The sequence below is a fragment of the Nocardioides sp. genome (assembly GCF_035547795.1).
GTDB lineage: Bacteria > Actinomycetota > Actinomycetes > Propionibacteriales > Nocardioidaceae > Nocardioides.
Genome location: NZ_DASZUF010000001.1, coordinates 1 through 13,235 on the forward strand (window position 1 = coordinate 1; position 13,235 = coordinate 13,235).

The window sequence follows — 13,235 nt, forward strand, 5'->3', positions numbered from 1 at the left end:
AACAGGATTCGGGGCCGACGGCCGCGAGCAGAGCGGTGTCGGGGTCTCAAGACCCCGCGCATGTACCAGTCATGTAACAAGCCACCGACGAAGCACGAGAAACGCCGCCGAACGACCACGACGGTCGTCGGCGGCGTTTCCACAGGTCAGAGGCGGTTTGTGGTCAACATTGGGCGTTGACTGGCCGACCCTGAGACACCCGAAATCAGATGTCGTAGTAGAGCTCGAACTCGTGCGGGTGCGGGCGCAGCTGCACGGGGAGGATCTCGTTGTTGGTCTTCCACTCGATCCACATCTCGATGAGGTCCTCGGTGAAGACGTCGCCGACGGTGAGGAAGTCGTGGTCGTTCTTCAGCGCCTCGAGTACGGCGGAGAGCGACGTGGGGGCCTGGTCGATCTCTGCCATCTCGTCCGGCGGCAGCTCGTAGATGTCCTTGTCGATCGGCGCGGGCGGCTCGATCTTGTTGCGGATGCCGTCGATGCCGGCGAGCAGCAGCGCCGAGAAGGCGAGGTAGGGGTTCGAGGACGGGTCGGGGAAGCGGGCCTCGACACGCTTGGCCTTGGGGTTCGACCCGGTGATCGGGATGCGGACCGCGGCGGAGCGGTTGCGCGAGGAGTAGACCATCGAGATCGGGGCCTCGAAGCCGGGCACCAGGCGGTGGTAGGAGTTCACCGTCGGGTTGGTGAACGCGAGCACCGAGGGCGCGTGCTTGAGGATGCCGCCGATGTACCAGCGGGCGATGTCGGACAGGCCGCCGTACCCCTTCTCGTCGTAGAACAGCGGCTCCCCGCCGTTCCAGATCGACTGGTGCACGTGCATGCCCGAGCCGTTGTCGCCGAAGATCGGCTTCGGCATGAAGGTGACGGTCTTGCCGGCCGCCCAGGCGGTGTTGCGGACGATGTACTTGAACTTCATGATGTCGTCCGCCGCCTTGAGCAGCGTGTCGAACCGGTAGTTGATCTCGGCCTGCGCCGCGGTGCCGACCTCGTGGTGGGCGCGCTCGACGAGCAGCCCGGCCTGCTCGAGGTTCTTGACCATCTCGTCGCGCAGGTCCTGAGTGCCGTCGGTCGGCGTCACCGGGAAGTAGCCGCCCTTGGTGCGGACCTTGTAGCCGCGGTTGGGCGTGCCGTCCGGGTTGAGGTCGGCGCCGCTGTTCCAGGAGCCCTCGAAGGACTCGACCTCGTAGAAGGACTTGTTCATCCCGGTGGCGAACTTCACCGAGTCGAAGATGAAGAACTCGGCCTCGGGTGCGAAGAACGCGGTGTCGCCGATGCCGGTGGTGGCCAGGTAGGCCAGCGCCTTGCGGGCGATGTTGCGCGGGTCGCGGGAGTAGGCCTCGCCGGTGATCGGGTCGTGGACGAAGTACATCATCGCCAGCGTCTTGGCCTTGCGGAACGGGTCGACGTACGCCGTCGTCACGTCCGGATACAGCGCCATGTCCGACTCGTGGATGTTCTGGAAGCCACGGATCGACGAGCCGTCGAAGGCCATCGGGTCCAGGTTGAACGACGACACCGGCACGGTGAGGTGCTGCTGGATGCCGGGCAGGTCGACGAAACGGACGTCGACGAACTCGACACCCTCGTCCTTGATGAACTTGAGCAGCTCATCGCCAGTGCTGAACATTCGTCCTCCTTGACCGCGCATGACGGGGCGGTCGAGTTCCTCGCGAGTGGTCAGGCCACGGCGGCGCTGCCGCAACCATCGATGGCAACGTATGTATGAGCAGTTGCGTCGCCGTGTCGCGATTGTTTCAGACATGTAACAGGTCGCGGGATCGGTGTCCGGGAACGGCGCCTCTAGGCTGGGACGGTGACCGACGCACGACCGACCGCCAGCACCGCCTCCGACCCGCGCGCGCTCCCGTTCGAGACCGCCTCGTGGGCCCGCCGCGTGCTGGCGCTGGTGGTGGACTGGGTGGCCTGCTCCCTGGCCGTCGCCGGCGTGGTCGGGTGGCACACGTTCACCGCCCCGGGCAGCGAGGCCAAGGCCTGGGTCCTTCCCGTGTACGTCGTGGAGACCGTGCTGCTGACCACCCTCGTCGGCGGCTCCTTCGGCAAGCTGGCGACGCGGTTGCGCACGGTCCGCATCGACGGCGATCCGCGGCCGCTGGATCCGCTGCGCACCATCGCCCGCCAGATCCTGGTCGCGGTCGTCATCCCGCCGTTGGTCTTCCGGCCCGACGGCCGCGGCCTGCACGACCTGGCCGCCGGGACGGCCTCCGTGACCTTGCAGACCTACCGCTCGTTCTTCCTGCGCCGGGGCTGACGCCCGGCGCCGCCGATGCCGCCGTCGAGAGAGAGCCCCATGTCGCCCCGGACCCGCCGTACCGCTTCGATCGGGATCGCCGCCGTCGCGCTGGCGCTGACCAGCGCCTGCGGCGGTGGCTCTGCGTCGTCGCACTCCTCGACCGGTGCGACGCCCTCGGCGAGCAGCGCCCCGGCCGGCGACCACTTCGCGCCCGGCTCGAGCGTCGACCCCGCCGCGGTGCGGCAGATGTTCGCCGACGCGCTGTCCTCGGCGAGCACCGTGCACGTGTCGATGAAGATGACCGGCGCGATCGCGATGTCGGGCAGCGGCGACCTGGACCTGAAGTCCAAGCCGCTCAAGGCGTCGCTGGAGCTGAGCTCGGCACAGCTGAGCGCGACCGGCAGCGACACCGCGACGATGCTGTTGGTCGACGATGCGATGTACGTCCAGCTGGCGGCCTTGGGTGACAAGTACGTCAAGGCGCCGCTCGACGACAAGTCCAGCCCGCTGGGCTCGCTGGGCCTGGACTCGCTGGACCCGGGCGCGCTGTTCGACAAGTTCGGCGACGCGATCTCCGGCGGCACCTACGTCGGCAAGGACACCGTCGACGGTACGCCGACCGACCACTACCGGTTCACCGTCGACGGAGCCCAGGTGGCCTCGGCGCTGCCCAGCCTGCCCTCGGCGGCGGCGAGCGCGCTGCCGGCGAACGAGACCGTCGACGTGTGGTTCGACGGTTCGGGCCGCTACAAGCAGATGAAGATGGACGCCGGCGGCGAGAACGTCACCGAGGTCTTCTCCGACTGGGGCAAGAAGGTCTCGATCACGGCGCCGCCGGCGAGCAAGGTCACCGACATCAGCGGCCTGGCCGGCGCCCTCGGCGGCAGCTAGCCAGATCAGCGGCCGCGCAGGTTCTGCCGCATGCCCTTCATGTTGGTGGGCATCGGGCCCTTCGGCATCGGCAGCGTGCCCCGGGTGGAGTCGAGCGCCTTGAGCCGGTTGAGGATGTCGGTGATCTCGCCGGGCCTGACCTCGCGCTTCATCCGCGAGACCTTCGAGACCAGCTTCGGCAGCGGGACCTCGCCCTCGCCGTTGCCGGCGACCAGCTCGGTGATCGGGGTGTCGGGCAGCACCCGCTGATGTTTGGTGCGCTCGGTGGCGAGCAGGCCGCGCACCCGGGCCGGGCTGGTGCCCTCGCCGACCAGCACGACTCCCGGCGGGCCGACCACGCGGTGGACGACGTCCTGGCTCTTGTTGAAGCCGACCGCCGGCGTCACCGTCCAGCCGCGGCGCAGCATGTTGAGCGCCGCCGCCGCGGCTCCGGGCTGGCCCTCGATCCGGGTGTACGCGGCCTTCTGCGCGCGCCTGGAGAAGACGAGCAGGGCGGCCAGGACGCCGAAGAGCACGGCGCCGATGACCGCGAACACCACGCCGAGCACGCCGCCGGCGGGCAGCAGCCAGAACAGCAGCGCACCGATGACGGCGCCGACGACGAAGGAGCCGCCGACCCACAGACCGATCGTCGGGTCGGTCTGCTTGGTCATCCGGTAGGTCTCGACGAGCTGTTGGCGGCGGCTCATCGTGCTCGGGTCGAGCTGGGACATGCGGGCTGGGGCCTCTCTAGCTCTCGGTGGACTCGCCGCGGGCGGCGATGGCCTGACGGTACAGCCGACCGGCCCGGTACGACGAACGGACGAGCGGGCCGGACATGACACCCGCGAACCCGACCTCGGTGGCCTCCTCGGCAAGCTCCACGAACTCCTCCGGCTTCACCCACCGCTCCACCGGGTGGTGGCGCAGGCTCGGTCGCAGGTACTGGGTGATGGTGATCAGCTCGCAACCGGCCGCGTGCAGGTCGCGCAGTGCCTGGGAGACCTCCTCCCGTGTCTCGCCCATGCCGAGGATGAGGTTGGACTTGGTGACCAGCCCGAACGAGCGGGCCTGGGTGAGCACGTCCAGCGAGCGCTCGTAGCGGAAGCCGGGGCGGATCCGCTTGAAGATCCGTGGCACCGTCTCGAGGTTGTGGGCGAGCACCTCGGGTCGGGTCGCGAAGACCTGCTGGAGCAGGTCGGGGCGGCCGTTGAAGTCGGGGATGAGGTTCTCGACGCCGGTGCCGGGGTTGAGCTCGTGGATCGCCCGGACGGTCTCGGCGTACAGCCAGGCGCCGCCGTCGGCCAGGTCGTCGCGGGCGACGCCGGTGATGGTGGCGTACTTCAGGCCCATCTTCTGCACCGACTCGGCCACCCGGCGCGGCTCGTCGCGGTCCAGCGGCTGCGGCTTGCCGGTGTCGATCTGGCAGAAGTCGCAGCGCCGGGTGCACTGGTCACCGCCGATGAGGAACGTCGCTTCGCGGTCCTCCCAACACTCGAAGATGTTGGGACAACCCGCCTCCTGGCAGACCGTGTGCAGCCCCTCGGACTTCACCAGCGAGTGGAGCTGCTGGTACTCCGGTCCCATCTTGGCCCGGGTCTTGATCCACTCCGGCTTGCGCTCGATGGGGGTCTCGCTGTTGCGGACCTCGAGGCGGAGAAGCTTGCGTCCTTCTGGGGCGAGAGTCACCCCTCAAGGGTACGCCGGGCATCCCGCCGCTCGAACTCCAGCCTCACGCCCGGCCGCGGCCGATCCGCAGGCCCAGCAGCGCCGCTCCGGCGACGACCAGCCCGGCTCCGGCCGGCAGCGGCCACAGCGGTGGGCCGCCGGTGTCGGGCAGGGTCGGTGTCGCGGCGGACACCGGGTGGTCGGTCTCCTCGTCGGCGGCGTCGTGCGGGCACCGGCTCGCCTCGCACACCGCGGCGGGATCGCCGGGGTCGCCGGGCTCGGTGGTGGTGTGCCGGGTGAGGACGTTGTGCAGCGTGACGCCGGCGGCGTCCGCCGCGACCCGGACGCGGTAGACCAACCTCCGATGGCCGGTGAGGGAGGGGATCGTCCACACCAGCCGGTGCCCGTCGAGGTGGGCGTGGCCGGTGCTGGCGTCGATGCTGCCCTCGATCAGGGTGGCGTGGTCGAGCACGTGGGTCAGGTCGTCGACGATCCGGACGTCCTCGGTCGCGTGACCGGCGAGGTGGTCGGCGTGCACGGTGTAGGTGATGACGCTGCCGGGCGCCACGGTGCTGCCCGAGACCGGGTCGCTGGTCTTGGACGAGGTCCAGGTGCTGTAGGAGTTGGTCGCCGTACAGGTGATGTTGGCACCCGCGGTGACGGTCAGCAGGATGCCGCGGGCAGTCGGCTCGACGGTGGCGCAGGAGAGTCCGCGGAGCTGGTAGCCGTCCACGTCGCCGGTCTCCTCGAGCCGGTAGCTCTGGCCCGGCCGGAGCGTGGTGGTGCTGCCGGGGGCCGCCGCGCCGGCCAGCGTGTGCGAGCGCAGTCCGTCGACCGCCGGGTCGACCGGGGTGAGGTGGAAGGTCCACTCCGCCGGAGTGGCGCCGCCGCCGACGACGTCCTTGACGACGCTGATCTGCGCGGTGCGGTTGGTCGCGGTGCAGACCATGTCCTGGCCCAGCGGTACGACGACGCCGCCCTCGGCGCCGGTCGCGTCCCCGGCGGCGCCGGCGACGTTGCAGGCCATCGAGCCCGTGGAGAGCGGGTTCTGCAGCGGCCGAGAGCGCTCGTCGTCCTGGACGTACTCCAGCAGCGCCGGGTCGTCGCCGTGACTCTCCGCGAGCTGGTAGGTGAGCTCCGGCGTCACCTCCGCCGACACACCGGTGGAGCCCGACGGGCCGGTCAGCGCGCCGGTGGGGCCGTCGGCGTGCAGGGTCCATGCCGACGGCGGAGCGGAGCCGCCGACCACCCGCTTGGTCAGGATCAGGTGGCTGACGCAGTGCACCTGGTTGGTGACGATCCAGTGGTTACCGCCGGCGGCCAGCGTCACGTCGCCGGACGGCGACGAGACGCCGAGGTCGGTGGTCGGGCCGGTCGGCCCGGTGCCGTCGTACGCGTTGAGGCTCGCCGAGGTGAGGGTGCAGCCGGGCAAGCCGAGATCGACGTGCTCCGCGACGGTCACCCGGTCGCCCTCGGCGTACCCGCCTCGTTCGACGCCCCACGGCTGCTCGCTGGCCGCTGCCGCCTCGGGGCCGGTGAGCGAGAGCGTCGACTCGAGTCCGGCCGGCTGCTCGCCCTGGGGATAGGTGTCGGTGTGGGTGCCGCCGGGAACGTCGGTGACCACCTGCCAGCGCTTCTCCACGGTCAGCTGCGCCGGCCGGATCGGGGGCGGTGGCGTCGGTGCCTGGTTGTAGACCACGCAGCTGATCACGCCCTTGATCCCGACCGGCACGGTGAAGCCATCGGTGCCGACGTTGGTCACTGTCACCGGCTGGTCGGTGCCGTTCTGCTTGTCCACGCAGGAGGCGTTCTGGGTGCCGCTGCCGGTGCCGTCCCGATCGACCGGATAGGTGCTGTAGCCGGCCTGCTGGGTCTCCGCCACGGTGAAGTCGCTGGTTCCCGTCGCTGGCACCGTGACGTTGAAGCTCACCCCGCCGCTGCCCGGGGCGGTCTGGGCCGGGGAGGTCGAGTCGACCGAGGCACCGGGCGAGGCCGTGGTGGCGGCGAAGGTCCACGGCTCGGTGGGGATGTAGGAGTCGGCGATGCCGCCGCCGGGTGGGACGATCCGCTTGATCACCGAGATCGAGGGGGCGCAGCTGGACAGCACCAGGTCGTGCAGCGCGTCGCCGACGGCGTCGTAGCTGCTGGCCTGGAGGTAGTCCGCGTCGAGGATGTTGGTGCCGTCGTAGGCGTCGCGGCCCGAGATCGCCCGGAGGTTGTACTTCGCGTCGCCGGTGGCCCCCGAGCCGACGCCGACGGCGACCACTCGTGTTCCCTGCGACTTCAGCAGGTTGGCCGAGGCGACGGCGGTCCCGATCTCCCAGAAGCGGGTGTAGCCGCTGGTGCGGGTGTCGACCTGGCCGTTGCTGGTCAGCGGGCCGTAGACGGTCGGGTTGCCGTCGGTGATGACGACGGCGAGGTCGAACCGGTCCGCCGCGGGCAGGGCAGCGTTGTCCTGGGCGACCGCGTCGATGCCGGCGTCCCAGTTGGTGTAGTTCGTGGCGAAGTTGTTGTGCCAGCCGGCGTAGAGCGCCTTGAACTTCGCCGCGTCGGCGGTGGTCGCCACCGACATCGGCGAGGAGTTCGGTTCGAAGCCGAGCGCCGGCGAGCCGGTGCCGAAGGTATAGAGCGCGGCGGTCGAGGGCGTGCCGCGCAGCGCGTCGACGTAGGTGTCGAGCGCGGTCCTGACGTCGGCGATGTGGCCGTCGACGGAGCTGGAGAGGTCGACGACCAGCGCGACCTTCAGGCCGCACTGGTCCGGCAGGGCAGGGTCCACCCGGGAGAGCGGCCACACGCCGCCCGAGGCGGTCCGGCGCGCATAGTCCTCGGTGGAGCTGGCCGGGCTGGTCTGCAGACCCGGGTCGGTGATCCAGTCGGCGCCGGAGCGGTAGGTGCGGTTGCCGTAGAGCGCCGGTGTCTGGAAGACGTGGCGCAGCGAGACCAGCGGATGGGCGGTGCTCGGGCTCAGCGGCCCCGTCTGCCACAGCGGGTTGGCGAACCAGTCGGCGGTGGAGTCGGTGACCGCCGCCCACAGCCGGGTGCCGGCGGTGATGCCACCGGCCCCGATCGGTACGGCGACCGAGCAGTCCCCGTCGGCGTCGGAGACACACGTCCACTCGGGGGTGTCGGTGGTGTCGCCGTCGTTGTCGTTCCAGTGGGTCGGCTGAGTGCGGAAGAACCCGTAGGTGATGCCCGCCAGCGGCCCGATCGTGGTGGAGGTGTCCCGATCCCCGCCGACCTTGATGGTGACCACCGCGGTGCTCGCGGTGGGGGACGGCACCGCCGCTCGGCTGCCGCCCGGCGTCAGGAGGAGGCCGAGCAGGACTGCCGTGACGACGCCTGTGGCGAGCTGACGCGGTCCCGAGCGCATGGCTCATGCGTACTCGGGATGCGTGTCCCGTGTAAAGAGTCAGCTTCGGCGACGCGCCGCCACGGCGGCGATGAGCGTCCCCAGGACGGCCACCAGGAGCGCACCGGCGATGAGGTAGCCGAGGTGGCGGCTGTCGGGGCCGCCGGCGACGTAGGTGCGGTGCACCACGGCGTCGCAGCGGGTGGTGGCGCGATGGTCGGTGTCGCCGGTGACGGTCTGGGCCAGGTCCGTCTGTGCGCACGGTACGGCGGCGTCCCCGGCGCCACCGGGCTCGGTGGTGGTCAGCGTCTTCAGGGCGCCGACGAGCTGGCTGCCGTCGGTGCGTTCGGCGACGCGCACCCGGAAGGTGGCGGTCGCGGAGTCGGCGAGCTGCGGGATGCGCCAGGTCACGGTGGTGCCGTCGAGCTTCGCCGTCCCGGCCGTGACGCTGACGGCGCCGTCGACCAGGGTGCCGTGGTCGAGTACCTGGGCCAGGTCGTCGCCGATCAGCACGTCGGCGGTCGGGCGGCCGCGCAGGTGAGTGGCGGTGAGCGTGTAGGTGATCACGGCTCCGGGGGAGACCCGCGACCCGGATGCGGGGTCGCTGTGTTGGCTGGCGGTCCACTGGCTGGCGGTGTCGTTCGCCGTGCAGGCCGCGCCCGAGCCCGGAGGGATGGTCAGCGGCCCGGTCACGGGCACGCCGTCGACCGTGCAGGCGATGCCGGTCAGCTGGTACCCGGCCGGGCCCTGGCCCTGGGTCACCGTGTAGGCCAGTCCGGGGCGGACCAGGACGGTGCCGTTGCCGGTCACCGACTGCGCGCTGACGCCGCCCTGCGGCTTGGTCGGCGTCACGGTCATCGGCCAGGTGGCGGTGCCCGAGGCGGCGCCGTCGACGGTGCTCGCCAGCATCAGCGACGCGGTGGCGTTGACGAACGTGCAGGTCACGTCCTGACCCAGTGGGATGGTGAGCGAGCCGGCCGTGCCCGCGTCGTACCCGATCGCGCGACGGCCGCCGGAGGTGATCGCGCAGTCGGTGCGCACCAGCGCGTACGTCGCCGGCCCGCCGGCCTGGGTGAGCGTCAGGCTGCGGCCGCTCGGCACCTCGCCGGTGGCGCCGGTGGGGCCACTCGGCCCGCTGGGGGCCGCCTGCAGGCTCCATGCGGTGGACTGGGCGTCGCCGCCGAGCACCGTCGTCGTCAGGGTGAGGTGGCTGTGGCAGGTGACGTGCTCGGTCAGCGTCCAGTTGCCGGGGGCGAGCGTGCCGGCAAGGGCGTCGCCGCCGTCGACAGTGGTGCCGGTCAGGCTGCAGCCGGGCAGCCCGATCGCGGGTGTGTCGGTCACCGCGACAGGTTGGCCGGCGGTGAGCCCACGCCGCGGCGTGCCCCAGGGCTGCGGCGTGCCGGCGACGGTGAGGCCACTGTGCAGGTCGGCGGGCTGACTGCCGTCGGCGTACGTCGTGGTGCCGGTGGCGGTGGTGACCGACCAGCGGTGGGCGACGGTGAGCGTCGCGGAGCCGTCTGCCGGGCGCGGCAGGGTGCAGGACAGGGCGGCGCCGGGGGCGGCCGTCAGCGCGAGCGAGCCGCCGGTGAGCGTGGCCGCGACCGCCGCGCCGGTGCCGAGGTCGAGGCAGTGGGCACTCGTCGGTGCGTAGGGCAGCGTCAGCGTCACCGGCCCGGCGGTCAGGGGGAGCGCGACCGCGCCGGTGATGGCCTCGGTGCTGCCGCTGGCCCCGGTCGAGGCGGACACCGCGACCGGAGCACCGGGGGAGACCACTGTCACCGAGCCTGCGCAGCCGGCCAGCAGCGAGTCTCGCAGCGCCGCGATGTCCGTGGCCGCGACGACGCGGGTGCCGAGGCCCTCCAGCCGGTTGGCGGCGGCGCCGGTCGGGTCGGTGGCGGCGGTGACGACCACGAGGTCGACGTGGCCGGCACTGCCGGCGGGCTGGTCGGCCGCGGCGAGCGCGTCCAGGCTCTTGCGCCAGCTCCGGCTGCCCCCGCTCTTGACCAGCGCGGTCAGGCGCTTGGCGTCGCCTGCTGAGGTCACCGGCATCGCGTCGGTGGCACCCGCGGCGCCGTACCAGGCCACCCGAGAGGGGGTGCCCCGCAGCGCCCCGGCGAGGTCGGCGACGGCGGTGCCCGGCGTGCTGCCGGTGACCACGGCGACGGTGTGGCCGCAGCCGGCGGCGAGGCTGGGATCGGCCCGGGTCAGCGGCCAGACGCCGTACACCTGCACGTCGCGGCCGGCGTAGAGCGGGTCGGTGCGGAAGTCCTGGCTCGGGTCCGGCGCCGTGCTCCAGCCGGCGGGGAGCGCGGTGGGCGCGGCCCACAGCCGAGTGCCGGGCGTGACCCCGCCGGTGCCGACCGGGACGGCGACCGAGCAGTCGCCGTCGGCGTCCGAGACGCAGGTGTACGCCGGCGGCTGGGTGGTGTCGCCGCTCGGCCCGACCGCCGTCGGCTGGACGGCGAAGAGCCCGAACGTCACGCCGGCCAGGGGTGCCAGGGTCCGCGCGGTGGCGCGGTCAGCGCCGACCGTGAGGTGGACGACGGCCGTCGTGGCCGTGGGCTGCGGCACCGCCGCTCCGGCCGTCTCCGTCGAGGTCAGCGGCGCGAGGCCGAGCAGGGGCGCGACGGCGGTGGTGACCGCGAGCGCGCGCATGGACCGGCGCACGGCCCCTCCTCCCATCAGGCCCGCCTGCCACATCAGTCACAGGCGAGCGGAACGCTATCAGCGCCGCCGCCTCGTCTGCGGGAGGCGCGGCCCGTCCCGCTGGCGTGGGCGGGTGGCCTGGGACGGTGGCCCGGGCGGGTGGCCTGGCCAACGGCGGCGGTGCGTGAGCCTCCTCGCGTCGCCGCGGGGAGCTTCCCGTGATGCCGACCGGGCCGGCCCCGCGGTCGTGCGCGCACAGAAGGGCGACGAGGTGGTGCTGACGTGTCGGGAAAGGGACGCCACCGTGCCCCTTTGCCGACGCCTGGGAGGCGGGTCCGCACGCCACGGCATGGGGCCCGCCCGAGGCCGGCCGGTCGGCGAGGCGGCGTCAGCCGTGGGAGGGAGTCAGCAGCGGGATGCGCGGCGCCTGCCCGTCGGCGGGCGTGGCCCGGTGCCTCGGCTCGGGACGCGGTTCGTAGTCGGGCGTGGCGTCGTACGGCTCCCAGGCCAGGTAGGTGCGCAGGTGCCGCTCCAGGATCGGGCTGGTCTCCGCGACCGTCACGTCGCGGCCCAGCTCGAGGGCCAGGCTGGTGACGCCGGCGTCGGAGATGCCACACGGGACGAAGCGGTCGTACCAGGCCATGTCCACGTCACAGTTCATCGCGACGCCGTGCATGGTGACGCCCTTGCTCACCCGGAGGCCGATCGCGGCGATCTTGCGCTCGGGGCCCCTGTCGTCCTCCCGCAGCCACACGCCGCTGCGGCCGGGCACGCGGGCGGTGGTGACGCCGAGATCGGCACAGGTGCGGATCATCGCCTCCTCGAGCCGGCGGACGAAGTCGACCACCTTGACGTGGTCGGGCAGCCGCACGATCGGGTAGGCGACCAGCTGGCCGGGTCCGTGGAAGGTGATCTTCCCGCCGCGGTCGACGTCGATCACCGGGGCGCCACCGGAGTCCAAGGGCCGCTCGTGGTCGTCGGTGCGCTTCCCGGCGGTGTACGTCGGCGGGTGCTCGAGCAGGAGCACGGTGTCGGGCCGGGTCCGCTCCACGACCTCGGCATGGACCCGGCGCTGGAGCTCCCAGGCAGCCAGGTAGTCGATCGTCCCGTGGTCCTCGAAGCGCAGGTCACTCACGCTGACAACGTACGCCGGGACCCGAGTACTCGCGAGTCGGGTCCCGAAATGCCGCTTCCCCTGACGAACCGGCGGGCTCGTCAGGGGAAGCGGGAGGCGGATCAGAGGTCGAAGACGCCGGCCTCGAGGCGCTTCTTGACGTCCTGCAGGAAGCGGCCGGCGTCGGCGCCGTCGACCAGGCGGTGGTCGTAGGTCAGCGCCAGGTAGACCATGTGCCGGATGGCGATGGTCTCGCCGAGCTCGGGGTCGTCGATGACGACCGGGCGCTTCACCACCGCGCCGGGGCCGAGGATCGCGACCTGCGGCTGGTTGATGATCGGCGTGTCGAACAGTGCGCCGAACGAGCCGAGGTTGGTGATGGTGAAGGTCCCGCCGGAGAGCTCGTCCGGGGTGATCTTGTTGGTGCGGGTGCGCTCGGCGACATCGGCGATCTTCTTGGCCAGGCCGGCGATCGACAGGTCGCCGGCGTCCTTGACCACCGGTGTGAGCAGGCCGCGCTCGGTGTCGACCGCGAACGCGATGTTCTCGCGGTCGTAGTAGGTCACCTCGCCGGCCTCGGTGTTGAGGTTGGCGTTGAGCTTCGGGTGCGCCTTGAGGGTGTCGATCGCCGCCTTGGCGAAGAACGGCAGGTAGGTGAGCTTGACGCCCTCGCGCGCCAGGAACTCCGCCTTGTTGGCCTCGCGCAGGCGGGCGATGTTGGTGACGTCGACCTCCATCACCTGCGTCAGCTGGGCGGAGACGTGCAGCGACTCGGTCATCCGCTCGGCGATCACCTTGCGCAGCCGTGAGACCTTCTCCGTCGTACCGCGCAGCGGGGAGGCGGCGGGTGCGGCCGGAGCGGCCGGAGCGGCGGCGCCGCTCTGGGCGGCCGGGGCGGTGGCGCTCTGGGCGGCGCTCGCCGCGGCGAGCACGTCCTCCTTGCGGATGCGGCCACCGACGCCGGAGCCTTGGACCTTGCTGAGGTCGACGTTGTGCTGGGCGGCGAGCTTGCGCACCAGCGGCGTGACGTAGCCGCCGGCCTCGATGCTGGGCGCGATCGGGGCGGACGTCTGCGGGCTGGTCGGCGCCGGTGCCGCCGGAGCGGGGGCGGCCGGCGCCGCCGGAGCGGGAGCAGCCGGAGCGGGAGCAGCCGGAGCGGGAGCAGCGGCCGGGGCGGGCTCGGCCGCGGGGGCGGCCGGCTCAGGGGCGGCTGGGGTCACCGGAGCAGGGGCGGCGGAGGCGTCGCCGATCAGCGCCAGCTCGGCGCCCACCTCGACGGTCTCGTCCTCGGCCACCTTGATCTCCAACAGCGTCCCGGCGACGGGGGAGGGGATCTC

The 13,235-nt window shown here is 72.1% G+C and carries 9 protein-coding genes; 2 read left to right on the forward strand and 7 right to left on the reverse strand.

The annotated features are described in order from the left end of the window. Positions 1–205: 205 nt before the first annotated feature. Positions 206–1,627 carry a type I glutamate--ammonia ligase gene (glnA, locus tag VHA72_RS00005; protein WP_325572325.1) on the reverse strand — a complete coding sequence of 474 codons (1,422 nt, stop codon included), beginning with the start codon at positions 1,625–1,627 and terminating at the stop codon, positions 206–208. Between the two features lie 186 nt (positions 1,628–1,813). Here glnA and VHA72_RS00010 point away from each other — a divergent pair, with 186 nt between their 5' ends. Continuing rightward, a complete protein-coding gene (locus VHA72_RS00010) occupies positions 1,814–2,269 on the forward strand; it encodes an RDD family protein (RefSeq protein WP_325572327.1) in 456 nt (151 codons plus the stop codon). Positions 2,270–2,308: 39 nt separating this feature from the next. After that, positions 2,309–3,142 carry an SCO4651 family lipoprotein gene (locus tag VHA72_RS00015; RefSeq protein ID WP_325572329.1) on the forward strand — a complete coding sequence of 278 codons (834 nt, stop codon included), beginning with the start codon at positions 2,309–2,311 and terminating at the stop codon, positions 3,140–3,142. A gap of 5 nt (positions 3,143–3,147) precedes the next feature. Here the strand turns inward: VHA72_RS00015 and VHA72_RS00020 are convergent, their stop codons facing one another. The 6 genes from VHA72_RS00020 to sucB all read right to left on the reverse strand — a co-directional run. After that, positions 3,148–3,855, reverse strand: a complete 708-nt coding sequence (locus VHA72_RS00020) for a DUF4191 domain-containing protein (protein WP_325572331.1) — start codon at positions 3,853–3,855, stop codon at positions 3,148–3,150. Positions 3,856–3,871: 16 nt separating this feature from the next. Continuing rightward, complete coding sequence (lipA, locus tag VHA72_RS00025) at positions 3,872–4,810, reverse strand: lipoyl synthase (protein WP_325572333.1); 939 nt, start codon at positions 4,808–4,810, stop codon at positions 3,872–3,874. Between the two features lie 43 nt (positions 4,811–4,853). Beyond that, positions 4,854–8,159 (reverse strand): DUF7927 domain-containing protein, encoded by a 3,306-nt coding sequence (locus VHA72_RS00030; RefSeq protein ID WP_325572335.1) that lies wholly within the window; start codon positions 8,157–8,159, stop codon positions 4,854–4,856. A 39-nt stretch (positions 8,160–8,198) separates the two neighbouring features. Then, a complete protein-coding gene (locus tag VHA72_RS00035) occupies positions 8,199–10,805 on the reverse strand; it encodes a DUF7927 domain-containing protein (RefSeq protein WP_325572337.1) in 2,607 nt (868 codons plus the stop codon). A 367-nt stretch (positions 10,806–11,172) separates the two neighbouring features. After that, positions 11,173–11,919, reverse strand: coding sequence for a lipoyl(octanoyl) transferase LipB (lipB, locus tag VHA72_RS00040; protein ID WP_325572339.1), 747 nt, complete (start codon positions 11,917–11,919; stop codon positions 11,173–11,175). Positions 11,920–12,020: 101 nt separating this feature from the next. Beyond that, the coding region (gene sucB / locus VHA72_RS00045; RefSeq protein WP_325572341.1) for a 2-oxoglutarate dehydrogenase, E2 component, dihydrolipoamide succinyltransferase at positions 12,021–13,235 on the reverse strand (1,215 nt) is incomplete at its 5' end.